25 protein-coding genes are annotated in these 24,791 nt (G+C 54.1%); 3 read left to right on the top strand and 22 right to left on the bottom strand.

The window, feature by feature from the left end; all coding sequences use genetic code 11:
* Nucleotides 1-2 precede the first annotated feature (2 nt).
* The 12 genes from MKX51_RS04350 to MKX51_RS04295 all read right to left on the bottom strand — a co-directional run bounded on the left by MKX51_RS04350 (nucleotide 3) and on the right by MKX51_RS04295 (nucleotide 10,078).
* Nucleotides 3-764 (bottom strand): cyclase family protein, encoded by a 762-nt coding sequence (locus MKX51_RS04350; RefSeq protein WP_340991331.1) that lies wholly within the window; start codon nucleotides 762-764, stop codon nucleotides 3-5.
* Between the two features lie 9 nt (nucleotides 765-773).
* Nucleotides 774-1,739 carry an amidohydrolase family protein gene (locus MKX51_RS04345; protein ID WP_340943561.1) on the bottom strand — a complete coding sequence of 322 codons (966 nt, stop codon included), beginning with the start codon at nucleotides 1,737-1,739 and terminating at the stop codon, nucleotides 774-776.
* A gap of 50 nt (nucleotides 1,740-1,789) precedes the next feature.
* Nucleotides 1,790-2,170, bottom strand: a complete 381-nt coding sequence (locus MKX51_RS04340; RefSeq protein WP_340943563.1) for a cupin domain-containing protein — start codon at nucleotides 2,168-2,170, stop codon at nucleotides 1,790-1,792.
* A 10-nt stretch (nucleotides 2,171-2,180) separates the two neighbouring features.
* Complete coding sequence (locus MKX51_RS04335; protein WP_340943565.1) at nucleotides 2,181-3,380, bottom strand: MFS transporter; 1,200 nt, start codon at nucleotides 3,378-3,380, stop codon at nucleotides 2,181-2,183.
* 20 nt (nucleotides 3,381-3,400) lie between these two features.
* Nucleotides 3,401-3,781: a holo-ACP synthase gene (acpS, locus tag MKX51_RS04330; RefSeq protein WP_340943567.1), complete on the bottom strand. Its 381-nt coding sequence runs from the start codon at nucleotides 3,779-3,781 to the stop codon at nucleotides 3,401-3,403.
* Nucleotides 3,778-3,996 (bottom strand): phosphopantetheine-binding protein, encoded by a 219-nt coding sequence (locus MKX51_RS04325; RefSeq protein ID WP_036723283.1) that lies wholly within the window; start codon nucleotides 3,994-3,996, stop codon nucleotides 3,778-3,780. Before MKX51_RS04325 ends, acpS begins: the two co-directional genes overlap by 4 nt.
* Nucleotides 3,997-4,056: 60 nt before the next feature.
* Nucleotides 4,057-5,304 (bottom strand): beta-ketoacyl-[acyl-carrier-protein] synthase family protein, encoded by a 1,248-nt coding sequence (locus MKX51_RS04320; protein ID WP_340991330.1) that lies wholly within the window; start codon nucleotides 5,302-5,304, stop codon nucleotides 4,057-4,059.
* Entirely contained in the window at nucleotides 5,301-6,623 is a 1,323-nt protein-coding gene (locus MKX51_RS04315) for a beta-ketoacyl-[acyl-carrier-protein] synthase family protein (protein WP_340991329.1), read from the bottom strand. Before MKX51_RS04315 ends, MKX51_RS04320 begins: the two co-directional genes overlap by 4 nt.
* 8 nt (nucleotides 6,624-6,631) lie before the next feature.
* Entirely contained in the window at nucleotides 6,632-7,087 is a 456-nt protein-coding gene (locus MKX51_RS04310; protein WP_340991328.1) for an SRPBCC family protein, read from the bottom strand.
* Between the two features lie 175 nt (nucleotides 7,088-7,262).
* Complete coding sequence (locus tag MKX51_RS04305) at nucleotides 7,263-7,967, bottom strand: winged helix-turn-helix domain-containing protein (protein ID WP_340991327.1); 705 nt, start codon at nucleotides 7,965-7,967, stop codon at nucleotides 7,263-7,265.
* A 185-nt stretch (nucleotides 7,968-8,152) separates the two neighbouring features.
* Nucleotides 8,153-9,382: an MFS transporter gene (locus MKX51_RS04300; RefSeq protein WP_340991326.1), complete on the bottom strand. Its 1,230-nt coding sequence runs from the start codon at nucleotides 9,380-9,382 to the stop codon at nucleotides 8,153-8,155.
* A 108-nt stretch (nucleotides 9,383-9,490) separates the two neighbouring features.
* Nucleotides 9,491-10,078 carry a TetR/AcrR family transcriptional regulator gene (locus MKX51_RS04295; protein ID WP_076079584.1) on the bottom strand — a complete coding sequence of 196 codons (588 nt, stop codon included), beginning with the start codon at nucleotides 10,076-10,078 and terminating at the stop codon, nucleotides 9,491-9,493.
* A gap of 234 nt (nucleotides 10,079-10,312) precedes the next feature.
* Between MKX51_RS04295 and MKX51_RS04290 the strand changes: the two genes are divergently transcribed.
* Both MKX51_RS04290 and MKX51_RS04285 read left to right on the top strand, forming a co-directional pair.
* Nucleotides 10,313-11,152: an aldo/keto reductase gene (locus MKX51_RS04290; RefSeq protein ID WP_340943583.1), complete on the top strand. Its 840-nt coding sequence runs from the start codon at nucleotides 10,313-10,315 to the stop codon at nucleotides 11,150-11,152.
* 74 nt (nucleotides 11,153-11,226) lie between these two features.
* Nucleotides 11,227-12,222, top strand: a complete 996-nt coding sequence (locus tag MKX51_RS04285; protein ID WP_340991325.1) for an S-layer homology domain-containing protein — start codon at nucleotides 11,227-11,229, stop codon at nucleotides 12,220-12,222.
* 82 nt (nucleotides 12,223-12,304) lie between these two features.
* On the opposite strand, the gene MKX51_RS04280 is transcribed toward MKX51_RS04285, so the two are convergent.
* The 4 genes from MKX51_RS04280 to MKX51_RS04265 are packed head-to-tail and all read right to left on the bottom strand — an operon-like array spanning nucleotide 12,305 to nucleotide 16,854.
* Nucleotides 12,305-13,240: an AraC family transcriptional regulator gene (locus MKX51_RS04280; RefSeq protein WP_340991324.1), complete on the bottom strand. Its 936-nt coding sequence runs from the start codon at nucleotides 13,238-13,240 to the stop codon at nucleotides 12,305-12,307.
* Nucleotides 13,241-13,295: 55 nt separating this feature from the next.
* Nucleotides 13,296-14,225: a carbohydrate ABC transporter permease gene (locus tag MKX51_RS04275; RefSeq protein ID WP_340943588.1), complete on the bottom strand. Its 930-nt coding sequence runs from the start codon at nucleotides 14,223-14,225 to the stop codon at nucleotides 13,296-13,298.
* A 12-nt stretch (nucleotides 14,226-14,237) separates the two neighbouring features.
* Nucleotides 14,238-15,191: an ABC transporter permease gene (locus MKX51_RS04270; protein WP_445321983.1), complete on the bottom strand. Its 954-nt coding sequence runs from the start codon at nucleotides 15,189-15,191 to the stop codon at nucleotides 14,238-14,240.
* A gap of 28 nt (nucleotides 15,192-15,219) precedes the next feature.
* Nucleotides 15,220-16,854 (bottom strand): ABC transporter substrate-binding protein, encoded by a 1,635-nt coding sequence (locus tag MKX51_RS04265; RefSeq protein ID WP_340991323.1) that lies wholly within the window; start codon nucleotides 16,852-16,854, stop codon nucleotides 15,220-15,222.
* 294 nt (nucleotides 16,855-17,148) lie between these two features.
* Between MKX51_RS04265 and MKX51_RS04260 the strand changes: the two genes are divergently transcribed.
* Complete coding sequence (locus MKX51_RS04260) at nucleotides 17,149-18,120, top strand: S-layer homology domain-containing protein (RefSeq protein ID WP_340991322.1); 972 nt, start codon at nucleotides 17,149-17,151, stop codon at nucleotides 18,118-18,120.
* Between the two features lie 122 nt (nucleotides 18,121-18,242).
* Here MKX51_RS04260 and MKX51_RS04255 read toward each other — a convergent pair whose 3' ends face one another.
* The 6 genes from MKX51_RS04255 to MKX51_RS04230 all read right to left on the bottom strand — a co-directional run bounded on the left by MKX51_RS04255 (nucleotide 18,243) and on the right by MKX51_RS04230 (nucleotide 24,648).
* Complete coding sequence (locus MKX51_RS04255) at nucleotides 18,243-19,157, bottom strand: GNAT family N-acetyltransferase (protein ID WP_340991321.1); 915 nt, start codon at nucleotides 19,155-19,157, stop codon at nucleotides 18,243-18,245.
* Nucleotides 19,158-19,540: 383 nt separating this feature from the next.
* Complete coding sequence (locus tag MKX51_RS04250; RefSeq protein ID WP_340995498.1) at nucleotides 19,541-21,703, bottom strand: Tex family protein; 2,163 nt, start codon at nucleotides 21,701-21,703, stop codon at nucleotides 19,541-19,543.
* A 245-nt stretch (nucleotides 21,704-21,948) separates the two neighbouring features.
* Nucleotides 21,949-23,160, bottom strand: coding sequence for an MFS transporter (locus tag MKX51_RS04245; RefSeq protein ID WP_340943597.1), 1,212 nt, complete (start codon nucleotides 23,158-23,160; stop codon nucleotides 21,949-21,951).
* A 68-nt stretch (nucleotides 23,161-23,228) separates the two neighbouring features.
* Entirely contained in the window at nucleotides 23,229-23,798 is a 570-nt protein-coding gene (locus tag MKX51_RS04240) for a TetR/AcrR family transcriptional regulator (protein ID WP_340995496.1), read from the bottom strand.
* A gap of 214 nt (nucleotides 23,799-24,012) precedes the next feature.
* Nucleotides 24,013-24,363 carry a type II toxin-antitoxin system PemK/MazF family toxin gene (locus MKX51_RS04235; protein ID WP_036697332.1) on the bottom strand — a complete coding sequence of 117 codons (351 nt, stop codon included), beginning with the start codon at nucleotides 24,361-24,363 and terminating at the stop codon, nucleotides 24,013-24,015.
* Nucleotides 24,364-24,366: 3 nt separating this feature from the next.
* Nucleotides 24,367-24,648 carry a CopG family ribbon-helix-helix protein gene (locus MKX51_RS04230; RefSeq protein WP_036697455.1) on the bottom strand — a complete coding sequence of 94 codons (282 nt, stop codon included), beginning with the start codon at nucleotides 24,646-24,648 and terminating at the stop codon, nucleotides 24,367-24,369.
* Nucleotides 24,649-24,791 lie beyond the last annotated feature (143 nt).

Raw genomic sequence — 24,791 nt, 5'->3', positions numbered from 1 at the left:
CGCTACTCGATAATCGCTACTGCCCGTACCCAGGACGCACCGGCCTGCCTGATCTTGATCGGAAAGCATGCCACCTTGAACCCGTACGGTACCGGAATCCGGTCCAGATTCGCCAGCCGTTCCATGTGACAATATGTCTGTTCTCTGCCCCAGAAGTGAGCGGGGAACAGATAGGCGTTATCCCCGGTCCGCTTATAATCACTGATCATATGCTTGAACGGACGGTCGAACCCGTAGCTGTCGATGCCCATCAGTCTGATACCTTGGCCGGTCAGGAATGCCGTAGCCTCCCTGCTCATGCCCGGATAATCCGTAAGATACCGGGGGGTTCCCCAGTGCCGGTCCGCACCTGTCCGGATCAGTACAATATCCAGCGGCTTCAGCTGGTAACCGATCCGCTCAAGCGCCTGCTCAATATCCCGCTTCTCAATAGCCTCACCTGCCTGGATATGGGTGAAATCCAGTACCACCCCGTCGCCGAAGCACCACTCCAGCGGCACCTCGTCAATGGATGCTGCCGGCTCTCCCTCACTCCTGGAGCCGAAGTGCAGGGGGGCATCGAAATGGGTTCCGGTATGGGTGGACGCGGTGATCATCTCCATGTTCAGGAACTCTTCGCCCGGAAAGTCCTTCCGGCTCCCGTCGAATTGGCGGGCGAAGCGGTCCGCCCCCTCCTGATGGTCGGTCTGCTCGAACCCGTACGGGGCCAGCTCGCCCGGATTCTGCTCCATCGGCACGCTTAAATCAATGAATTGAACTGCCAAAGTTCTCACCTACTTCATAATTCTGAGTGCGTTGCGTCCCAGGATGTTCTGGACATCCTCCCGCTTGATCTCCTTCACCCCCATCATCAGCTTCATGGGCAGCGGGATCACTACCTTTTGCATGTAATTCAGCACCTCGGCGATGTTCGGGGTAACCGTCCAGTCCGAGCCCCAGAGGATCTTGTGGCTGCCGCAGACCGAGATCATCTTGGCCAGCTCCATCCTGAATACCTTCGGGTTATTGTGAATCAGAATATTGGCTACCGCCGTGATCGTCACATACATATTGTCGTGTCGGCCGACCATGTAATAGCACAGGTCATTCCAGGGATGGCCCATATGCTCAACAATTAGGGTCAGGTCGGGAAAATCCACAGCCACATCATCGAGCAGAATCGGGTAATTATGCTTCATCCGAAAAATACTGCCCGGCGTAATCCCGGTATGCACGCTGACCGGAACGCCCAGCTCGCTGCAACGCTCATACAGCGGATACAGCAAATCCCGGTCATTCAGGACGAAGCCGCCGTAATCATTTGGGTTCAGCTTGAAGCCCTGCATGCCCAGCGTCTTAATGGCATAATCCAGCTCCGCCAGCGCTTCCTTCCCCTTATAGGGATTGACGCTGGCGAAGCCGCGCAGCTTGTCGGGGTGGGCGCGGACCGCCTCGGCGATTTTCTCATTGGACAGCACCTCATAGCCGTAGACATCTTCGAAGCTCAGCTGATGGACCCAGCTCATGGCAATCTGGTTCTCGTCCATACAGGCGAGGTAATCCTCCAGCATATTGTTCTCGTCCACGAAGCCGTTTCCGTCAGCGCCCACCATTTTCTTCAAATATTGCAGGTCATCGAAGCCCTTCTGCTTCTTGTAATCCGGGATGGTCCCGGCCGCGGCCAGACTAAGCTCCCGGCTCTTATTCTCCTTGACGGCGAAATGGGCATGGGTATCTACAATCACAAGCTCACTCTTCACGTTTGTCTTCTCACCACTTTGCTTAGAATTGGTATTGCCTAGAAGGGAGGTCAGACCTCTCTGTGCCCAATCTCTGGCCTCGGGGCCAGCGGCGCTGTAGCGAAGACCAGCTCCAGCTCGCCCGGACCCTCATTGACTACCCGGTGCCGCTCACCCCTCCGCGCAATGAACAGGCTATTCTCCCGGATGGCATGCGGAATATCCTCGATGAACGCCGTTCCCCGTCCCCGGACGACATAGACATTCTCTTCGCCGTAATCATGGAGATGCTCCTTAATCTCTTCTCCCGGCTGGAGCAGGACATGGCCCATGATCAGCTGGGTGGACCCGACAGTCGCCGGACTCGCCAGCACGCGCATCTGTCCTCCTCTGGAATGAACCACCGGCACTTCATCCATATGGACCACTGTTCTCGTGTAGACCTGATTCATACTGCACCCCTTATCCCGCAGATTTATATTCGGTGACACCCGCTTCTTCCTTTTTGCCCAGACTCAGCGAGATCAGAATCGTCAGCACCATCAGCCCGGCGGCCACCAGATAGCTGGGATGCGTTCCAATCCGGCTGTAGAAGAATCCGCCAAGCGTGGACCCCAGCGCAATCCCGACTCCCTGAAGGGTCCGGAAGGTTCCTAAGGCCGCGCCCATCTCCATCGGATTAATCTTAATGACCTTATCCGTAATAATCGTGTTGACCAGGGTAATAATCGGCCCTTCCGTAAGCCCGATCAGGGCATAGCCGAAGGTCAGCAGCCAGGGGTTGAAGTCCAGTGCATACAGCAGCACGAGCGCTCCCACGCAGATCGACTGGGCCCAGATCAGGGGCGCATGTCTGCCTACCTTATCCGAGATCCATCCGATGAAGACCGCCCCGAACGAGGCTACCGCTTCATACGGAATGAACAGCAAGCTGAGCAGCACCAGGGAGATATCCTGTTCCTTAGCCGCGAACGGCACCAGGAAGGTAGTGAAGACACCCACCATGAAGCACAGGGTTCCCACAATGCCTGCCAGCAGAATTTCGCGGACGCCCAGCCATTTGAAGGAGCTTTTGAAGGCTTGCCCGATGCTCCGGCTTGTATTCTTGACTCCGGTCTCCCGCAGCAGCAGCGTAGTAACCAGCGTGGACAGCAGCAGCAGGGAAGCCAGCACCGCGAAGGAGGTATGCCAGCCGAAATAATTGCTCAGCAGCCCGCTCACCACATACCCCAGCACCGACCCGGCGCCAATCGCCCCGGACACAATACCCATCGCTCTGCCCCGTTCCTCGGGCTTGCACACATCCATCACCACCGCGAAGATCGGCGTGGACACGAACCCTCTGGCGAAGCCGAACAGCAGCCACCCCGCCGTGAACAGCAGGACTCCGTGGGATGCAGCTACCATAAATACGGCCACGGCCGACAGAGCCATGGAAGCGATAATAATCTTTTTCCGCCCGTAGCGGTCCGCGAACACGCCGGAGGGAATCGACAGAAAGGTCATCACCAGCGAGGCAATCCCCGCTATGGTTCCAATCTCACCGGAGGTCATGCCGAGATCACTGCTGATCAGGGGTGCGATCGGGAAGATGCTGACCATAATAGAGAATACAAGCAGAATGTTGATGGCCAAAAGTGTGAATATTTTGTTGTTGCTCATGTGATTCGTCCTCCTCACAGTCATTGACTGCTCTCAATAATGATGAATGCAGCAGCATAATCACCGTGATGACTAATGCTTACGTGGATGCTCTCCTGCTGCTGTATATAAGACTCCAGTCTTCGGCTGCGGACCAGATAGGGCTGGCCGCTGGGAAGATTGAGGAACTCCAGCTCATTCCAGTCCAGCTCACAGTTCATTCCGGTGCCGAAGGCCTTCAGCAGCGCTTCTTTGGCGGCGAATCTGCCGGCCAGGAACTGTTCCGCATGTCTTTTTTTACAGGCGAACAGTTCCCTTTCTTCCATTGAATAGTACTGCTGGATGAAGAGTTCACCGCACTTGGCCAGCATCTGCTCCACGAAGCTGATACTGACCAGATCCATGCCGATCCCTCTGATCATGCCTTCAAGGCAACGGCTTCGATCACTTGGGCTACAGAATAAGTCTTAAGCACCCTACTCTCAATGAAGATGCCAAACGCCTTCGCAAGTGCTGTAGAGACCAGCGCCAGCTCTGTTGAATCCAGGGCCAAATCGTCATAGAGCCGTGATGATTCGATAATCTCATCCTCAATGCCAATATCCTCAATGATTGCTTTTACCTTCTCGAATACCATTAGATACACCCTTCCTTTAGAGTTAATGGGCCTTACGCATCTTGCTTTACAATTCACGGTTCACAGCTCTTCCTTGTTCACAACCAGTGCCGAAGAGACACCCCCCCTCCCTCTGGACAGAATCAGCGAAGACTCCACAGCGGTCCGGCGGCTGATCCCCGGCACGAAGTTCAAGCCATTGTCCTGAACGGATTCTGCCAGATACGGAAGGCCGGGCAGCTCCCCGTTATTCATTGCCAGCACGCTCAGTGCGACATCGAACGCCCCTGCCGCTCCAATCGTGTTGCCGAAGACGGTCTTGGGGCAGCCCGCCCACTTGGCTTCTGTACTACTGCCGAACACCTCCTGAATGGCCGAGCATTCAATTCCGTCTTCGCGGGCGGAGGCGGCCCCATCCAGCGACAGATAGCCGATTCTCTCCGGGTGCGTCTCCGAATGTCCAATCGCCAGCCGGATCGCCCTGGCACACTGCGCTATACTCTCCTCAGGTGGGGCGGCGGCCTGGCCGTCATTCGTGAAGCCGAAGCCCTGGATGCTCGCCCGTACCCGGCGGGACGCCTCGCGCTTCTGAAGGTTGCGCTCTGATTCGAGGCAGAGGAACGCGGCTCCTTCAGCCAGGGCCAGTCCGCTGCGTCCCTCCACGAACGGCCGGTATGCCGCCTGCGGGCGGTCCGCACTCAGATTCAGCAGCCCCTCCGTGTTATAGAAGGACAGCGCCCACGGATCAAGCGGCGTCTCGGCTCCGCCCACAATCGCCGCATCGATGATCCCGCTGCGGATGGCTCTGGCCGCATACGCAATGGCGAGCAGCCCGCTGCTCCGGTCGGCGATCACCGTCTTGCTGTAGCCCCTGATATCGAAGGCCAGGGACATATGCCCTTGTGCCGCCGCCGGGAACCAGTTGCTCGCCAGGTTCGGGTCAATGAAGGGCGCCCCCTCGGTATGGAGGACACGCAGGCCATTGCGCGCACTCTCCCAGCCGCCCGAGTTGTTGCCGACGAAGATGCCGATCCGCTCGCGGCGCATCTGATCCAGCTCCCAGTGCGCATCATCCATGGCATCCTTCGCAGCCAGAATCGACATGACAGAGAAGCGGGAGCATTTCTTGAGCAGACGCTTCGAGATGACCCGCTCCGGCTCCATCCCGCTGACTTGTCCAGCGAAGGGAGGCGCGTTACCAGTCGTACCCTCAAGCTGAAGCGGAGTCATATAATTACGGCCGCTCAGAAGTCCTTCCCAGAAGGCCCCGGCACTATTCCCGCACGGCCCCACCATCCCTACTCCGGTTACGAATACTGTATTCTTCATAGGCTGCACATCCATTGTTCAGTCTGAAGCTTGCCTGCCCGATTGCTGTATTCGTTCGCGGCCAGAATCATCGCGGAGTGAATCCCGGAGAATCCGCTGGCATTGGTCAGAATATGGTACAGGTCGCGCTGGATCGCCTCTTTCGGCACATAATTCAAATCACAGGCCGGATCCGGCTCGTCCAGGTTGGCGGTTGGCGGGATATAGCCCTCGTTCAAGGCCAGCAGGCAGTGTACAATCTCAATGGCACTCGCTGCCGAGAGCGGATGGCCTACCATCGATTTCGTGGAGCTGATCGGGATGGAGTAGGCGAGCTCTCCGAACGTTCTTTTATAAGCGGCGGTCTCAAAAGCATCATTCTGCGGAGTCGAGCTTCCATGTGCGTTGATATATTGAATGTCCTCCGCTGTCAGACCCGCGTTGCCGAGCGCCTCGTTCATCGTCAGACTGAGCGCATCCCCGTCCTGCGGCAGATCGGTCATATGAAAAGCGTTATTCGTACTGGCGAATCCGGTCACCTCGCCATAGATCGGCGCCTGCCGCCGGAGCGCATGCTCCAGCTCCTCCAGCACAACGACGGCACACCCCTCGCTGAGAACGAAGCCGCTGCGGTTCTTCTCAAAAGGTCTCGAAGCCCGCTGCGGATCATCGTTGAACTTGGAGGTTAACGCACCGATGGCATCGAAGGAGGAAATAGTCATCGAGCTGACCGGTGCTTCCGCTGCGCCGCAGATCATCACGTCATGTTCCCCGGCTGTAATCGACTCATAGCCATATCCGACAGCATCAATGCCGCCCGTGCAGCCTGTGGACATGACCAGTGCCTCTCCCTGAAGCCCGAACTCATGCGCCACTTCGAAGGCAATATAAGAGAACATGCCCTTGCGGTACAAATCCTCCTGACAGAGTCCATGATCAATCGGCCCCTGCCCGCCCTCCGTCATCCGCAGGAAGGTCTGCTCCGAGAACGGGGTGTCGGCAATCGCATTGGCGATGCAGACCCCGGAACGCTCCCGCAGCTCCTTCGTGAACACAAGCCCCGCATCGGCAACCGCCCTTATCGCGGCGTTGACCGCCAGAATACCCGGCCGCCCCATGCCTGCCCGCTGCGCTTCATCAGCCGTCCGGCCCAAATGCTCGAACTGCGGTATGGTGCCGGTAACGCGGCTTTTGAGCGCCATATGCTCATAGCCCTGCAAGCGGTCATATCCCACCTTGCCCTGCAGGCTGTTCCTCCAGAACTGCTCCGGCGTATTCCCCAGCGGGGTAAGCAGCCCCATCCCGGTGATTACGACTCTTTTTCTTGTCACATTCTCCATGTAAGCCCTCAGCTCCGAACCGTTTGCTTCTCGATATTGTGCTTGATCGCTGCCATCTGCTCCTTGGTCGTGCGGTTCAGATGCGCTTCCACCTGCTCCCCGGTCAGCCCGCTTGCCGGATCTACCTCGAATTCCTGAATCCAGGTCATATACGTCCCTTCGTCCTGCTCCTCATAGAGCCATTCGAGATTCATATGCTTGAACGGCAGCAGCGGCGCAAGGCGTCTGGCCGTAATCCGGAAGTTCGGCCGGTCCAGCCAGCGTTCTGATTCCCATGTGCGTGAAGGGCGGTTCCCCTCGGGATGTGTCGTCAGCTCAAACCGGATGTAGGCGTCCCCCTGCTCCAGCACCCGCGTCTCCTTGTATTCCGTGAATAAATCTGTCCAGTGCGCAATATCATTCGTCCGCTCAAATACGGTGATCCGGTCTGCGTGAATCCAGATACTGTTCTGAATCGTTGCCACTCCATATGCCTCCCCATTCGTATTAATGACATCGTAACGCTTAAGCCCGGAAGGAGACATAACCCGGCTGTTAAGCTTGCGTTAATTTACAGTTATTGTTGATTTATGGGAGGATACGGAAGAGTGCAATCTATGTGTTTCCCGGGGCACAAAAAAAAGACCTGACAGAACTCTGTCAGATCAATGGGTTCACCGAATATCCGATCCCCCGGCGAAACAGGATGATGTCGCTTCGTCCGGAGATGATCTCGATTTTGTGCCTCAGCTTGTATACGTACTGCCTTACAATCTCAGGGGATGTATACCTGTCCCACAGCTGGTGCAGAATCTGCTCGGTGGGGATGTACTGGCCTTGGCATTCCAGCAGCAGATCCAGGAGTTCGAATTCTTTACAGGTAAGCTCAATGACGAATTCTCCGACCTTCAGGGATTTGGAGTGTAGATGAAGGGCGATATCCTTGATTTGTCTGGTGCGATGTGTATAAGGGTCCAGTCCTTCGTCGAACCAGCAGCGCAACCGGCTGAACAATTCCTCCTGGAAGCCGTAGCGCTCAAAGCTGCTGATGTAGATATGATTGGAAGGAAAGGGGACAGGGTTGCCGTGAGCGCTGATCTCCTCCACAATGAAGAATATTCTCAGCGTATGCATCTGCTGCAGGTATTGCATCTTATGAATGAATCCCGGGTTGAAGTCAGGGGTGCTAATGATTACACCATCGAGCCGGAGGCCCTCCTTCACAATATCGACCAGCGCATCAAGCTCCTTGAAATGCAATACCTTACAACCGTACACCTGTGCAAAAAAGGAATGAACATTCTTAAACCTGCAATCCTCACAAGGCTCTGTGGAATCTGCACAACACACCAGCGCAACACGCATGAACTTCTCTCCAATCCCATTCTTCTCAAATACTACCGGTTTCACAAAGATTACATTTTCTATAATATAGTATTTTTTGGGATATAAAAGGAAAAATATCATAGCTTCTTACTTGAAAAATGAACAAAAAAGGGCCGCGCATTTTCGCTACGGTCCTCTGTTTTACGGACAACCCTCTATCTGCATTACTTCCCCGCTGCTTCTCCCCCCTCTGCCTGCTTAGCTGCAGGGTTGTCGAAGCGTAGACGAAGCGCTACCAAGGCCGCCAGCATCAAAATCAAACCGGATAGCATATAGACAAAGATAAGCGAGCTTTGCGCCACCAGCATACCAGAAAGTCCTGTCCCGATCAGCGTGCACCCGGTAAAAATTGGAGTGATGAGGCCATTAATCCGTCCGATATATTCAGCCCGAACCAAAGTCAGCATATACGTGCCAATTACAGTCTGCGTCAAAGCCAGGAACAGACCGGTAATCAGCCGCATCCCGCCTGTTAGAATGGGCCAGACCGACCATACTTCAATCATTGTCCCCGCCCCGAGCAAAATCAAACCGGCGAAAACCACCCCTTTGCCCTTAAGGCGACCGGACAGGCTGGCGGCGATTATTGCCCCGATCAGGAGGCCCAAGCCGGACAAGGCGGTAAACCACTGCAAGTCTGCTTCTGCCAATCCCAGCCGCTCCGTAACCAGAAAGATGTCAAGCGGAGCGGTCAGACCGGCTCCCAGAGCAAGGACGCCAAACATCACCATCAACACTTTCAAGTTGGCATGTTCCCGCAGGTAGAGCAGTCCGCCGCGTAAATCGTTGACCACAGCCTGCACTGACAACCTTTCCATGGAGCGCGGTGAATCCGGCAGGAAGAGCAAAAAACAAGCGGAAAGCGCAAAGATTACCAGGAGGCTGCTCAAGGAAACCATAACTCCGAAGGTGTAGTAAACAAAGGTGCCGAGGATGGGGCCCAGAATGATAAACAGCGAGCTGACCATCTGGGTCATCGCCATGGCAGCCGTCAGCTCTTGTTCAGGAACATGGGTTTTAAGCAATTTGGCCGAGGATGGCTGGGAGAACTGCGACACAATCGCGGAGATCATCGTCACAATAAAAACCGCCTGCCAGTATCCCCATGCCACCACAAATAAAATTGGCACAATGGAGAGAAAGCTTAGAACATCGCCCCAGATCATGGTGCGCTTGGGGCGCCAGCGGTCAGCCAGCACACCGCCCACCAGGGAAAATAAGAAAATCGGCGCGTATTCCACCACCGTAAGCAAGGACACAGCCACCGGATCACCCTGCGTCTGCTGCACCACATAATAGAGCAAAGCCATATTCCGCACCCAAATCCCCACCTGCTGCAGCACATCCGAGGCCATTACCAGCAGAAATACCCGATTTCGCAACAATTCTTTCATCGTATTACCTCCTTTTCGATAAAACTGACCGTTCGGTTTAATAATTCTCAAATGAAGCGGGCCTGCCCGAGAACTGCGGTTCAACGACTCGAACAGGCTGCGCTTCATTCATTTCTTCTTAATTCCCTCCAATAACAGAGCTACCGCTTCTTGCGTATGCTGGTGCATCCCGTCTTTGGGGAACACTTGGGGATACAGCGTCAAGCCGCTTAACATACTGGTGAATAACACAGCCAGCCGGCTCGAGTCCGCCATAGTAAATACCTGCTGCTCCATCCCCTCCCGGAAGATCTCGGTAAATACTTCAATCTGCACCATTGAGATCTCAATCAGCCGCTGATGTATCTCCTGGTAACCCTCCTGCATATTCATGGAGAACTCTTCAGCCACCTTCGTCAGAGGACTCTGGAAGCTGTTCACAAAATGCAAGCTTGCTCCCATTAGTCTGCTTCCGACCTCCGGAAATTGGCGGCGAATCTCCGACCACTCCTCCACCCATTCGCGGTTGATTTTTTCGACCATACTCACAAACAAATCATCTTTGCTGGAAAAATGGTAATAAATGCTGCCCTTGCTGACCCCGGTGTGCTTGACGATATCCTCCATCGAGGTGGCGGCATATCCCTTCTGCACAAAAAGCTCCAACGCCTGGTCTAGGATCATACTCCGCTTTACTGAACCTTTTGGTGTACTCATTTCATCCCTCCTACAAAAAACCGACTGTTCGGTTTAATTATATGGGTTCATATTTGGGAATGCAAGCCTGATTATTATATGGAGTGCGACAGCGGAAAAGAGCATCCCTTCAAAATCCTACGAAGTGCATCCGTCTCGATTTTCTTTCCCAATGATGATTAGTTGCCTTCTTATGCTATAATCGTTGACCAAGAGGGCTGGTTATACGAACTTAAAAAGAAAGGAAGATGTTAAATGGAACATTTCGTTTTGAATAATGGAGTCCAGATGCCGAAGGTGGGTCTGGGTGTGTATAACATCAAAGACAATAATGAAGACGCTCTAGTATGGGCGCTTCAGAACGGGTACCGGCATCTGGATACGGCAGCAGCTTACCGCAACGAGGAGCTGATAGCCAGGGCTATTCAGAAATCGGGTGTACCTCGAAGCGAGCTCTTTATTACAACCAAAGTATGGAGCACTGACCTGGGGCGAAAGACCCGTAAAGCCTTTGAAGCCAGTCTTCAAAAACTCCAAACGGATTATGTTGACCTTTACCTGATCCACTGGCCGGCCAAGCACTATCTAGAAAGCTGGCACATCCTGGAGTCTTTATACAAGGAGGGCAAAATCCGGGCAATTGGGGTATCTAATTTTGAGCAGGAGCATCTGGATAAGGTCATGAAGCAGGGGACGATTGTCCCCGCAGTGAATCAAATTCAGACGAACCCGCTGCTCCAGCAAGGGTCGCTTCATGACTATATGAGCAAGCACGGTATCCAGCATGTCGCGTGGAGCCCTTTTGGACACGGTAACCAGGAGATGCTTACCCACCCTGTGCTCACCGAAATGGCAGAGAGGTATGATAAGACAGCAGCGCAAGTCATCTTGAGGTGGAATCTGGAGCGGGATATCGCTGTGATTCCGAAGTCGGTTACTCCTGCCAGGCTGAAGCAAAATCTGGAGCTGTTTGATTTCTCCCTGTCGGACGAAGAGATGAAGAGAATTGCAGCCCTGGATCAGAATAAAAGAGGATTTACCGATCCGCAAAATAAATTTTACCTGTGGTCCACCCGGTTTATCCCGTTGTCCTAAGTTTTTTTATTTTTTTCCGGTCAACTGCAACCTTTCGCCGCTAATAACCATCTGAGTAATAGAGGTGATGCACAATGAAACCAACGAATCTAACGAAGCACGCAAAAAAAATGAGCATCGCGTGCGGAATCCTGGCTGCCAGTTTATCCTTCGGAGCGTCCGCATTTGCCTTCACGGACCTCAAGGGAAATGCAGCCGAAACCAAGATCAATTCGCTGCATAACGCCGGTGTAATTAACGGAATTACGAATGACCTGTTTGCCCCCAATGCCAAAGTGACGAATGCGCAAGCCGTACAGTTCCTTGTAAAAGGATTGTCGCTTGCACCGAAAGCAGGTACCGACAGCAGTGCTAAGGCCAGCCAGCTCTTTGACAATGTAAAAGATAATGCCTGGTACGCCTCCTCCTTCGCCCTTGCGAAGCAGAGCGGCCTGATGCTGGCAAAGGATATCAACCCGAATGCACCGATGACCCGTGCGGAATTCGCCCATTTATTGACCCAAGCCTTGCAGAGCAAGGGCAATTTCCCGGTAACTAAGATGTTCTTCATGATTGAGGATGGCGATAAGCTCACTCCAGAGGTGAATTACAGCCTGCAGGTGCTCTTGAACACGAAGGTACTCACGCTGGATAACGGCAAATTCCGCCCGTCCGATGCGATTACCCGCGCTGAAGCCGCTGTCATGATCCATGATGCCGCTGAATTCGCCGACCGGGTGATTACGCCGAACAATCCGGGCAATGAGCCTTCTGAGCCGGAGCCGGTTCCGGCTAACAATTACGTCTCCGATGTAGTCCTGGCCAAAGCCGCTGAAGGCGTCAACAAAGCCACCATCACCGTTGACAATCTGCCTAACCCCGGTTACGGCCTGACGGTAGAGCGTATCGAATTCACCAGTGCCACCAAAGCAGTGATCTTCTTCAAGGTCACCCTGCCTGACCCGGATAAAATGTATCCGCAAGTTATTACCAAAGGCACGGTATCCACTTACCTGCCTGAAGGCTACACCGCAACCGCTGAGCCTGTAATGGATTCACGCTGGCTTGAGCCATCGGCTCCAGCGAAGTAACACGGGCTCTCTTCCGTTCACAAGCCACAGCACAAAGAAAAGCAGTCCCTGCGATAGGGGCTGCTTTTTCTTCTAGTCCAAGCTATTTACTCTGCCGCAGCCTGTTCCGGTAATCTATCGGGCGGCAGCCGTAGGTTTTCTTGAACATCTCCGTGAACCGGTTGACATTGCTGAAGCCGGTCATGCCGGAGATCTCCATGATCTTCTTATCCGTGGTCTCCAGCAGGCTGACCGCCTCCGAGATCCGGTATTCGTTCAGGAAGTCCATCGGGGACAGATCGAACTGCTTCTTCATGAACCGGCAAAAGTAAGACGGGCTCATGTTGACCTGCTGCGCCATGTCGGAGAGCGTGATCCGCTTACTGTAGTTCTGCTGGACGTAGGCCAGCGTTTTTTTGGCCAGCATCGAGCTGTTGCCGCCCCGGGACTGCCCGGGCAGTCCTGCCTGCGGATGCTCAGCCGCACACTTTTCCAGCCGGTACAGCAGCTCGAACAGCCTGGCCTTAATCAGCATCTCATAGCCGTGCGATTCTTGCTGATAGAGATCCCGTACCTCCTCCAGCAGTGGAATCAGCCGCAGCTTCTCCTCCAGCTCCCGCCCGATCAGCAGCGGATAACGCCGGTTGTCGAGGAAGAGCGGGAAGATATACTGCTGCTGAATCTGGTCATTCTCCAGGCTCGAGAGGAAATTGAAATGCACCAGCACCGCGCAGAACATAATCTCCTCCTGATCCACCCGGATCGCCGAATGCAGCATATTAGGCTGAATGAAGACCGCCTCTCCGCTCTGAACAACCAGCTTCTCCTGCCCCACATGGAACTTGGCCGTGCCCTTGATCATGAACAGCAGCTCCAGCTCTTCATGCCAGTGGGAATACAGCACCAGATTATTCATGGAAGGTACCTTGGTTACATGCACACTCATGCGGAATTGTCTGCTGCCATGAATAAGCTTTTCCTTCATATCTTGAGATACAGGTTCGCCGATGGAATCGAGCAGTTCAAGACTTTTTTTCACTGAGGTTCCCTCCCTCCCGGCCCACCGGATGCTGCCCGCAGCGTCAGCTATACGCTCAGCCCTTCACCGCACCGATCATTACGCCCTTCTCGAAGTACTTCTGGATAAACGGATAGATAATCAGCACCGGCACCGTCGATACGATAATGACCGCATATTTGATCTGATCCGCGAACTGCTGGGCATAGCTGCCCGCACCGGCCCCGGCACCTGATCCGGCTCCGCCCGCGAACGCCTGATTGGATAACAGAATATTGCGCAGGACGATCTGCAGCGGCTGTAAGCTATCCGTATTGATATAGAGCAAGGCGTTGAAGAAGTCGTTCCAGTGACCCACCACATAATAGAGCGTGATGACAGAGATTACCGCCTTGGACAGCGGAACCACCACCGAGATGAAATAACGGAAGTGCGAGCAGCCATCCAGGGTAGCCGCTTCGTGCAGCTCCTCCGGGATAGCGGTCTCGAAGAAGGTTCTTGTAATAATCAGATTGTATACACTAATGGCACCGTTCACAATCATTACCCAGGGCGTATTCAACAGATTCAGGTCACGGATAAGCAGATAGGTAGGAATCATGCCCCCGCCAAAATACATCGTGATCACAAACAGCGGCATAATGAACCTGCGTGCCCGGAATTTCCGCTGGGACAAGGCATACGCCGCAGGGAGCGTGACCAGCAGATTGAGCAGCGTACCCAGCACCGTGTAAATAATCGTATTTTTATACCCCTGCCAGATCCGGGTGTCCTTGAATATCTGCTCATAGCCGTACAGGTTAATGTCCTTAGGCCATAGAATAACCTGTCCCTGATTCACCATGGTGGAGTTGCTGACGGAAGCTATGATGATGAAATACAGCGGGTACGCGACCATGATAAACGCTGCGATGCTTATGACCGCAACCACCAGCGTGTACAGCCTGTCTGCGATGCCGCCCGAATGCTTGATCGTTTGCGAATGAGCGGCTTGACTGTTTGACATCCCATTTCCTCCTTACATCAGACTGATTTTTGAAGTTTTTTTGGCCAGTGCATTCGCCAGCATCAGGAACGTGAAGTTGATCAGGGTATTGAATAGTCCGACCGCAGAACCGAAGCTGAACTGGTTGGATTTCACGCCCACATTGAAGACATACGTGGAGATGACCTCCGAGACGGGCTTGTTGAGACTATTTTGCATAAGAAAAGTCTTCTCGAAGCCTACACTGAGTATGCTGCCCATATTCATAATCAATAAAATAATAATGGTCGGCAGGATGGCCGGAATCTCCACGTGCCAGACGGTCTGCCAGCGGTTAGCCCCGTCAATCCGGGCGGCGTCATACTGCTGTGCATCCACCGAGGACAGGGCGGCGATGAAGATAATGCTGTTCCAGCCGCAGGCCTGCCAGATGGCAGAGATGACATACACCGGAACGAAGGCGCCAGGGTCACCTATGAGATTCGTATCCGCAGGGATCAGGTGCAAGGCCTTCAGGAAGCCGTCGATCAGCCCGGTGGTAGGAGACAGCATAATCTGCAGTAACGCAACCAGAACAACAGTAGAAATGAAGTAAGGCATATACACCGTAGTCTGCAGGATACGCTTGCGTCTGTTGCTGCGGATCGAGTTAACCACCAGCGCCAGCAGAATCGGCATCGGGAAGCCCAGCAGTATGGAGAAAAAGGCAATAATAAACGTATTTCGCAGCGTAGGCCAGAACATCGGGCTGTTGAAGTACTGCTCGAAATATTTGAGTCCGGCCCATTCCCCGCCCGTCAGTCCTTTGCTGAAATCAAATTCACGAAAAGCAAGCTGGATACCGTACATCGGACCATAACAGAAAATGGCGATATAAATGACCGCAGGAAGCACCATCAGCCATAGCTGATAATGCCCCGCCTGCTTACGAAGCCATCCGTTCCCGCGCAGCGTCTGATGCGGCACCGTGGTCTGTGCTGGTTTCATTTGGGAGCGCCCCTTCCATTCGAGTCCACTATTTCAAGGTCGAGAGGTATTCGTCATAAGCCTTTTGGCGGATTTGCAGGTTCTGTTCAAGACCGGAGCTATTGACTGAGGCTACATACGCCGCCCACTCCTTCTCAATGTCAACCTTGGTGGTCAGCCAGTTCGCCCACTTTTGATCCGTGATATTATTGACGTTCGCCTGATTCATGGCCAGGGTGTTAGTGTCCTCCGTGCTGTATTTCATGAAGTTCTGCGGATAGACATTGCTCTTCTCGTCCGCCTTGTTCAGCAGCTCATCATAGACGGCCTTCTCCTTCAGCACATTCTGCATATCCGAGCCAAGCATCACCTTGTCCTTCAGTGCATCGGCAATGTACATCGGGCCGTTATCGGCGAACGAATTCGTCCATTTCCATGAGCCCGGGTCGAGGGATGCATCCGCCGGAGGAAGAATCGCATACGTGCCATCCCCGTTATCCTTGATTCCCTTATCCGTGTCATTCATCCCGCCGAACAGTACCTGCAAGCTGACAACCGGCTCATAAAAAGCATCAATGAACCGCATCGCAGCTTCCTTATTCTTGGAGCGGGCACTGACCGACACCGCATTAGAGCCGTAATTCTGGTAGTAGTAGTCATTGCTCCAGTACAGCTCATTCGTAGAATCTGCATGCTGCTTCAGCTGCGGCAGGGTAACATATTGATCCTTCAACTCGTTGCCGAAGCGGTCCCCTGTCTCCCAGCCCCAGGTGAATCCGACCTTAGCCGTAGTTCCATTCCCGCGGGCAACGGACTGATATTTGGAGTAATCCTGCGTGACCACTTCCTTGCTGATCAGGTTCTGGCTGTACAGCTTCTGCAGGAATTGCATGAGCGTCTTGAACCGTTCATCTACATAGAAATTCTTAACCTGTGCCCCTTCGGTGAAGTAGCCGTCGCTCGCCCCGTTGGACAGAGGCAGCCCCAGGCTGCCCAGCAGCAGCTTCGGCGTGAAGTCCCAGCCAATCGGGTTAAAGTCCATCGGAATCTCATCCGTCTTGTCCCCATTCTGATTCGGGTCGCCATCGCGGAAGGCAAGCAGCACAGTCTCTAGCTCATCCCAAGTCGTTGGAACCTGCAGGCCGAGATTGTCGAGCCAGGTTTTGTTAATGAACATCGAGGCGGTGGAGCCGGGCCAGATGCCCTTATAACGCGGAGTGCCGTAGAGCTTCCCGTCGATCTGTGTAGCAAGCGTTTTCAATTCCGGGTGCTCGCTGAACATCTTTTGAATATTAGGAGCGTCCTTCTCAATCAACGGGCCCAGATCCTCGAACAACCCGTTGAATTGTACAAAATCAGAGTTCGAGGTCGCATTGAACAGCAAATCCGGAATTTCACCGCTGGCAAACAGGGCACTTTTCTTCTGATCCCAGTCCGCAGAGATTTGCTGCCATTCAATTTCGACATTCGCCTTCTCTTCTATTTCAGCGAGCCATTTCATTTGCGTGACATCTTTGGTCAGTGAATGCTTCACGATAATCGCCTTCAGCTTTGTTTTCCCCTCCGGCGTGTTGCTGCTGTCATTCCCCACATCTGAGCTGTTCCCCTTACTGCTGCAGCCTGCGAGTGATAGTCCCGCCAGACAACCTGCCAAGACCAAGGCCAGAATACTCTTTTTTCCCATTTGATTACCCCCTCTTTTTACGAAAGCGTTATCATTATTATAATTTTTCTTCCGCACCCTGTCTCACCGTATATTACCTTTTAATCATCGTATATTGACCTTTTTAGCTGCAAGAGGAGCTGAATTCAGGCGAAGATTCGACTTCCGGTAGGTGAAAATTGACACATGATGAATTGTTTTGGACAACGGGGAATCACCGCTGGCGGGATAGAGAATAATAATTCCATCTATGGAGTGATTGGCTGCAACCTTTTGCTCCTGAATCCCATCTATGAGGATAAGAGGTGAGGTATAATGAAGAATACATTAACCCGGATGCGCACGGCCAAAATCTCGCTGGCTTGCAGCATTCTGGCGGCAACCTTAGCTATCGGGTCACCGGCTTCCGCTTTCTCGGATCTGAAGGGCCATGCGGCCGAAGCCAAAATCAATGCCCTTCATCAGGAGGGCATCCTTAACGGAGTGACCAGCGACAAGTTCGCGCCAAAGTCCAGCCTTACGTATGCGCAAGGCGTGCAGTTCATGGTAAGCGGCCTGAAGCTTGCTCCGCAGCGCCCCTCCGGCAAGAAGGCCAGCGATTATTTTGACAATGTAAAAAACACCGCCTGGTATGCCTCCGCATTCCTGAAGGCCAAAGAAAGCGGCTTGCCGCTGGAGCGGTCTATTGACCCTAATGCTGTGATGACACGGGTCCAGTTCGCACAATTGCTGCTTCAGGCGCTTCAGAACAAAGGGGACTTCGCGTATACGGAGATGTATGCCAACATTACGGACGGCGGCAAGCTATCCGCTGCGGAGATGAACAGTCTGCAGATTCTGATCAACACCGGACTGGTCACGCTGGAGAAGAACAATACCTTCCGTCCGAACGAGCCGGTGACCCGTGCAGAAGCTGCCGTCCTGGTCTACGATGCCGCCAAATTCGTGAAGGAAGTGATTATGATGGATGAGAACATTTCAGCTCCGTCAAGCACCTATGATGCCGCTGTTACACTGGACAAAGCCGCCGCTGGTGTCAACAAAGCTACGGTGACCGTATCCAACCTGCCGAACCCGGGATATGGCCTGGTCATTGAGCGGATTGAGTTCGGCGCTGACAAAACCGCAGTGATCTACTTCAAGGTAACCTCACCGAAGCCCGGTTCCATGAACCCCCAGGTCATCTCGGCAGGCACCGCCGTCACCTATCTGCCGGAAGGCTATACCGCAGTAGCCCAAGCTGTACCAGGCTCGGCAACCTCTGCTGCTTCCAGAGTCATAAAGTAACAGCCTCCGCTTAACTAGATCACCACAAAGAGCGCACCGCCGGATATTTAGTTGGTGCGCTTTTTGTGATATGCGATTTTCACAGTGATATTCACAGTCACTATGAATCAGGGGGCCGTTCGTTAGCCCAGCTCCTTAGCGTATCGGATCTCCTGACGCCCTATCTTGAATCCGGCTGACCGGTACAGGGACAGTGCAGAATCATTCGTGGTCAATGCGACCAGCTGCGCCTGCTCCAGACCCTTCTCCTGAAGATACATTAACGCATGATTCAGCAGCGCCTTGGCAATGCCTCTTCTTCTCCAGGGCTTGCAGACAAATACATCCTCAATGATGCCAAGCTCCTCTTCCTGCCAGACCATCAGACTGCCCGCCACCCGGCCTTCATCCCGCACAACCATCGATGTCCAGTGCGGATTCGCCTGATATTCCAGCAGACGCTCCATTCCAAGCGGGGTCTCCGGCCAGATCTCCGCCTCCAGCTCCAGATAAGCCGCCCGCTGCTCCGGTGAATCCATAGGCGAACTAGTTAATTCAAGACCCTCCTCCAGTTCCACCGCATGGATAGGTTCACGAAGATCGCGCTGAAGTGTATACAAGCGGCTATCCGGCAGGTAACCAAGGTGCTCTTCGAAATAAGCATGGCTGCTCTCCTCCGCCGCATAATTACCTGTGCACAGGAGGGTTCCATATTCTGGAGGAAGCGTATGCTTTAGCACATGTGCCCGTTCCAGCAGAAGGGCGTAGACACTGTCAAGCAGCTCCAGATCTTTTTCCCGTCCGGGCAATGTCTTCAGATTCACGAACATCTTGTGTTTACTCTCCGCCGCGCGTCCCGGTGGCACCACATTAAAGAGCTGCAGCTGGCCTTTGGCCACCATCTGCTCCCCTTCAAAAGCACAGAAGACATTCTCCCAATTATCCGCATCCCCCACCCACCAGAACAGCACATCCTCCTGCGCCGGCAACTGCTCGTACATCGCGCCAAGCGCCGCCATATCCCTCTCTTCAAACTGCCGGATCACTCTGTTGCTCAATTCCCATCCGCCACCTTCTGTTTCTGTCCATCATACCACTGCCGGTCAGGGGGCTTCCGTTCTTGAATGACTATAGTTGTTTTATACTGCTGAGGTGAATCTCCAGCTCACATTCATCAGCTCCATTTCGCAAAAAACTGTGCAATCCTGTTGAAGGATAGCACAGCTTATTTTCATTCTCCGGTCTTTGCGGACCAGGATGCCGTTATTCTCTTTGAAATGCCTCTTTTGTCGGCCTAAACGGACTCAGAAGACGTTAATGAGGCTGTCAGGCCTAATTACAGGCTCCGAAGCCTGAATTAGCGGCTCCTGAGTCCGCAACGACCCACAAAATGCCGATTTCAGCAAAATAAGGTCCTCTGAGTCCATAACTTCCTCTTCCTCTATTCCCCGCTGCCCGCAGCCTCGCGCGGCTGGCGCATCGTCAGGCTGACCCGGCCCTTCTTCACATCCACGCCCAGCACCCATACGGTGACATTGTCGCCGACGGAGACCACGTCCATCGGATGCTTCACATAGCTGCCGCTAAGCTGGGAGATATGGACCAGCCCGTCGTTCTTGATCCCGATGTCAACGAAGGCGCCGAAGTCGATTACGTTGCGCACCGTGCCCTGCATCTCCATGCCGGGCAGCAGGTCTTCCATCTTCAGCACATCCTTGCGGAAGATGGGCAGCGGCAGCTCCTCGCGGGGGTCGCGGCCCGGACGCTGAAGACTCTCCATGATGTCACGCAGCGTGGGCACGCCCACCGCAAGCTTCACCGCCAGTTCCTCCGCATCCAGAGCACTTAGCTGCTCTGCAACCTCCTTGCTGCCGAGCTGCTTCACATCCAGCCCCAGCTCGCGGAACAACCGGTCCACCACCGCGTAGGATTCCGGGTGGATCGGCGTGCGGTCCAGCGTATTGTCCCCTCCGGGGATACGCAGGAACCCGATGCACTGTTCGTAGGATTTCGCGCCCAGGCGCGGCACCTTCTGCAGTGCCTTGCGCGTAGTGAACTTGCCGTTCTCCTCGCGGAACTTCACAATATTCTTGGCAATCGTCGTATTCACTCCTGCCACATAGGAGAGCAGCGAGGCCGAAGCGGTATTCACGTCGACGCCGACATGGTTAACCGCCGACTCCACGACGCCCCTCAGGCTCTCTTCGAGATGCTTCTGCGACACATCGTGCTGGTACTGCCCGACACCGATGGCCTTCGGGTCGATCTTGACCAGCTCCGCGAGCGGGTCCTGCACGCGGCGGGCGATGGAGGCGGCGCTGCGCTCCGCCACATCCAGATCCGGGAACTCCTCCTGCGCCAGCTTGGAGGCCGAATACACACTGGCCCCTGCCTCGTTAACGATCAGGTAGGCCAGGTCAGGGTCGCCGACCTCGGCAATGACCTCGGCCGTGAACTGCTCCGTCTCCCGCGAGCCGGTGCCGTTGCCGATCACAATGAGCTGGATGCCATATTTGGCGATCAGCTCCTTGAACTTGGCCGCCGCCTCACGCTTCTTGTTGTTCGGCGGCGTCGGATACGTGACCGCTACCTCCAGCAGCTTGCCGGTATCGTCCACGACGGCCAGCTTGCAGCCGGTGCGGTAGGCCGGGTCGACGCCCAGAACATGGCGTCCCTTCACCGGCGGCTGCAGCAGCAGGCTGCGCAGATTGCCCGAGAAGATGGAGATCGCCTGCGTCTCCCCCTTCTCTGTCATCTCTCCGCGCACCTCGCGCTCAACAGAAGGGGCAATCAGCCGCTTGTAGGCATCCTCGGTCACCGCTTCCAACAGCTCCTTGACCGGAGAAGGCCCCTTCACCAGCTTACGGATGATGAATGCATGGATCTTGTCCGGCACCACCTCGATGCCGACCTTGAGGATATTCTCCCGCTCCCCGCGGTTGATCGCGAGAATACGGTGCGGCGGGATCCGGTGCACAGGCTCCCGGTACGCATAATAATTCTCGTATACACTTTCCTGCTGGGCATCCTTGGCCTCGGAGACCAGAATCCCCTGACTCGCTGTATACTGGCGTACCCAGGAACGGATCGCCGGATCATCGGCAATATTCTCGGCAATGATATCCATCGCCCCTTGCAGCGCCAGCTCGGCACTCTCCACACCCCGGTCCGCATCGATATACTTCGCAGCCTCTTCCAGCGGAACCCCTTGGCGTCTCTGCTCCATCACCCAATCCGCCAGCGGTTCAAGTCCACGTTCCTTGGCGACACTGGCCCGCGTCTTGCGCTTCTGCTTGAACGGACGGTACAGATCCTCCACTTCCTGCAGCTTCACCGCCTTCATGATGCTCGCCTGCAGCTCAGGCGTAAGCTTGCCCTGCTCCTCGATGCTGCGGATCACATCCTTCTTGCGGTCACCGAGGTTACGCAGATATCCGAGACGTTCTTCGACATCGCGGAGGACATTCTCGTCCAGCTCCCCGGTCATTTCCTTGCGGTATCTGGCGATGAACGGAATGGTGTTGCCCTCATCGAGCAGCCCCACCGTAGTTCTTACCTGCTTCAGACTGATGCTCAGCTCCTTCGCAATCGCTGCAAGTATCAGTTCCTGCTCCTGACGGGCAGCGGCATCTTCCGCCGCCTTCGCCGCCTGATTCGTATCAACGCTCAAGTAGATCCCTCTTTCTATACACAGTCTGAGTTCATAGCTCTCTACTGAAATACTATCACAGTTTGCCGCAGGACCAAAGTTTACCCCGTACACAAGAAGAAGCGGCTGCACCGTCCCCACCGGGATAGCACAGCCGCAATCATAATCATAAGTCCGTTATTCTATTCATGCTCCGGATACTAGCGCACCGCAGTAACCTGCTTGCTTCTTCTCCGCCGGGCATAGCCAACCGACAACATGAAGCTGATGAACAAGACCAGCGCAGCCACCGCATAAGGAAAATTGATATCCAGGTCGAACAGAACCCCCGCCACAATCGGGCCGGCAATGTTGCCAAGGCTCGTATAAGCAGAATTCATCCCCATCACCAGGCCCTGCTGCGAATCATCTGCCATCTTGGAGAGCTGGGTGCCGACAGCCGGGCGAAGAATATCCATAGCCAGAAAAACAACAAAGGTCACAGAAACAATCGCTACGAAGCCATGCACGAACAGTGTCAGGAGAATCGACAGGCCCGCAATCAGCAGGCACGCGGAAATGACCCGGCTCTCCCCGAATTTGTTCAGAATCCAGCTGAATGCGGTAATCTGCACCACCGCCCCGGCAATGGAGCCGAATGTCAGGACAAACGCAATATCCTTAGGGGTGAACGCGAATTTATGATCTACGAACAGTCCGAATACCGTCTCATAATTGGCCAGACCGAAGGACAGCACGAATACAATAATTAATCCGAAAAAATAAGGCTCGCGATACGAGCGCATGAGCTGCATGATTAGACTATCATTATTACCTTCCATCGTTCTTGCTTCTTCCCGCAGCTCCGCTGAACGCGATTCCGGCAGAACCAGCAGGGTAATAACCGCAACGATGGCGGCCGCTCCCGCAGCGACGAAGAAAGGGACGCGAATGCCCAGCTCCGCAAGATAGCCGCCGATTCCCGGCCCGATGATGAAGCCGGTGGTAATGGCTGCGTTGATGAAGCCCATGCCCTTGGCCCGCTCCTCCGAGGTAGTGGTGTCTGCCACATAAGCCATAACCGCAGGCATGATCATCGCGGCACCGATACCGCCAAGCATTCTGGATACGAACAGCACCCAGGAGGCATTAGCCAGACCGAACAGAAGCTCCGAGAAGGCGAATACGGCCAGCCCGCCGACAATGATTTTTTTGCGGCCCATCTTATCCGACAGTCTTCCGGCGAAGGGCGAGACCAGCAGCTGCGTCAGCGAGAAGGCTGCCACCAGCAGTCCGACCACACTCCCGCCGATGCCCAGCTCGTTCATATAGGTAGGCATAATAGGCACAACCAGACCAATCCCCGTGAACGCCAAAAAGATATTCATCATCAGGAGCAGCATCGCTCCCCGGTTTTTTAACAGTAATGACATGGTGTTTCCCTCCGTATATCCCAGAGCCTTGCTATATGCTCTAGTTCTAATTCATCAGTTATCTCTATTCATTGCTCCATCTTCCCGGACCCTATCCCCTGAAGCAGGATCTGAATTCCCGCACGGTAGTATGCCCTGATCGTCTCCGGGGTATCGGTCCGGCCTGTGATCTCATGGACCCGGCTGATCCCCTCCAGCATAGCGCTAAGCGTGATCACATACTTATCCAGGTCACCACGGATCAAGTAACCGGAATCCATCCCCTCCTGAAGCAGCACCCGGCAGGCATCTGTCACCGATTCGAAAATATGTGAAAGGCGCTCGCTGATCTCCTTCGACAGCGTATGGGATCTTCCGTATTCCTCCAGGGCATGAATCAGCGGATTCTGGATATCTTTTGCATAATGCTCCCCAAGCGCGTATAGACGGGCTTCCGTTCCGCTAATTCCGCTCCGCAGCTCCTCCCACTCCTTGAGCCACTTCAGGGTATCCACCTCCACCACGTACAGGAACAATTCATCCTTGCCCGGAAAATGGTGATACAGACTGCCCTTGCTGACCTTCGCGGCTGTGCAGACCTCGTTCATGCTTACAGCGCCATAGCCCTTTTGCGCAAATAAACTGGTGGCATGCTCCAGAATCCGGCTCTTCGTTTCTTCTCCATCTGAACGTCCCTTAATGGTTATCCCTCCTCTAGACCGACCGATCGGTCCAATTATAGCACGCAGTTATGCCCTCGCACAACCCCCATCATCCATGCTCATCTATCCTCGGGTATATCAAAAAAGGCAGCACCGAAGTTGCTCCGGCCTGCCTTTTGTTACGATGATTGATGTTATATCCCCGTAGGGTTCAGAAATCAATCAGCCCGAGGCTGATTTGCAGCGAATCATCCACCAGCTTCATGGTCTCATCGTCCAGGTGGGTGATTTTATCCGTTAAGCGTTGCTTGTCAATGGTACGAACCTGCTCCAGCAGAATCACGGAATCCCGGTCAAAGCCATGAGCAGCTGCATCAATCTCCACATGCGTCGGCAGCTTGGCCTTCTGGATCTGGGCAGTGATAGCTGCCACAATCACAGTCGGGCTGAAACGATTGCCAATATCGTTCTGAATAATCAGTACCGGCCTTACTCCACCTTGCTCAGAACCCACAACCGGTGAAAGGTCGGCAAAAAAAACGTCGCCGCGTTTAACAATCAATAGTTACACCCCGCTTACTAAGCGGCCAAGAGTACTGTCTGCATCTTCCTCAGCGAGAAAGGCCTCGCATGCCATGGTCAAATTAATCTTAGCCATTTCCATATAGCCCCGCTGCATGGACTCGCGGATGGTGCGTTTCCTCCGATCGCTCAAGTACAGCTTCATGGCCTGCCTGATCAATTCACTACGGTTAGAGTTCTCCAGTTGAACGATCCCATCTACTTCCTGCAAGAGATGATCGGGCAAGCTGATCATGATTCTTTTGGTGTTCTGCAAATTGGCCACCTTCTCTTCCACCCCCACAAACCTTCTGCCCTTGTGTTCCAGTGTTACAATATACAAGGAATTTTATACAAGGAATATATGCCGCCAGTATATCAAGTATGCTGCATCCCATTATAAACTAGAAATGGCGGTTCGTATAGACT

It is taken from the genome of Paenibacillus sp. FSL M7-0420, assembly GCF_038002345.1.
Lineage (GTDB): Bacteria > Bacillota > Bacilli > Paenibacillales > Paenibacillaceae > Paenibacillus_AQ.
The sequence above is the reverse complement of the archived record's forward strand: the minus strand, read 5'-3'. Positions and strand labels throughout refer to the sequence as shown.

What these genes read in the sequence shown, in the direction of transcription:
- MKX51_RS04335 (WP_340943565.1), bottom strand. Translation starts at nt 3,380, where the DNA reads ATGAGCAACAACAAAATATTCACACTTTTGGCCATCAACATTCTGCTT.
- MKX51_RS04245 (WP_340943597.1), bottom strand. Translation starts at nt 23,160, where the DNA reads ATGTCATTACTGTTAAAAAACCGGGGAGCGATGCTGCTCCTGATGATG.
- MKX51_RS04300 (WP_340991326.1), bottom strand. Translation starts at nt 9,382, where the DNA reads ATGAAAGAATTGTTGCGAAATCGGGTATTTCTGCTGGTAATGGCCTCG.
- MKX51_RS04275 (WP_340943588.1), bottom strand. Translation starts at nt 14,225, where the DNA reads ATGTCAAACAGTCAAGCCGCTCATTCGCAAACGATCAAGCATTCGGGC.
- MKX51_RS04290 (WP_340943583.1), top strand. Translation starts at nt 10,313, where the DNA reads ATGGAACATTTCGTTTTGAATAATGGAGTCCAGATGCCGAAGGTGGGT.
- MKX51_RS04305 (WP_340991327.1), bottom strand. Translation starts at nt 7,967, where the DNA reads ATGCGTGTTGCGCTGGTGTGTTGTGCAGATTCCACAGAGCCTTGTGAG.
- MKX51_RS04285 (WP_340991325.1), top strand. Translation starts at nt 11,227, where the DNA reads ATGAAACCAACGAATCTAACGAAGCACGCAAAAAAAATGAGCATCGCG.
- MKX51_RS04265 (WP_340991323.1), bottom strand. Translation starts at nt 16,854, where the DNA reads ATGGGAAAAAAGAGTATTCTGGCCTTGGTCTTGGCAGGTTGTCTGGCG.
- MKX51_RS04325 (WP_036723283.1), bottom strand. Translation starts at nt 3,996, where the DNA reads ATGGTATTCGAGAAGGTAAAAGCAATCATTGAGGATATTGGCATTGAG.
- MKX51_RS04315 (WP_340991329.1), bottom strand. Translation starts at nt 6,623, where the DNA reads ATGGAGAATGTGACAAGAAAAAGAGTCGTAATCACCGGGATGGGGCTG.
- MKX51_RS04295 (WP_076079584.1), bottom strand. Translation starts at nt 10,078, where the DNA reads ATGAGTACACCAAAAGGTTCAGTAAAGCGGAGTATGATCCTAGACCAG.
- acpS (WP_340943567.1), bottom strand. Translation starts at nt 3,781, where the DNA reads ATGATCAGAGGGATCGGCATGGATCTGGTCAGTATCAGCTTCGTGGAG.
- MKX51_RS04260 (WP_340991322.1), top strand. Translation starts at nt 17,149, where the DNA reads ATGAAGAATACATTAACCCGGATGCGCACGGCCAAAATCTCGCTGGCT.
- MKX51_RS04320 (WP_340991330.1), bottom strand. Translation starts at nt 5,304, where the DNA reads ATGAAGAATACAGTATTCGTAACCGGAGTAGGGATGGTGGGGCCGTGC.
- MKX51_RS04340 (WP_340943563.1), bottom strand. Translation starts at nt 2,170, where the DNA reads ATGAATCAGGTCTACACGAGAACAGTGGTCCATATGGATGAAGTGCCG.
- MKX51_RS04270 (WP_445321983.1), bottom strand. Translation starts at nt 15,191, where the DNA reads ATGAAACCAGCACAGACCACGGTGCCGCATCAGACGCTGCGCGGGAAC.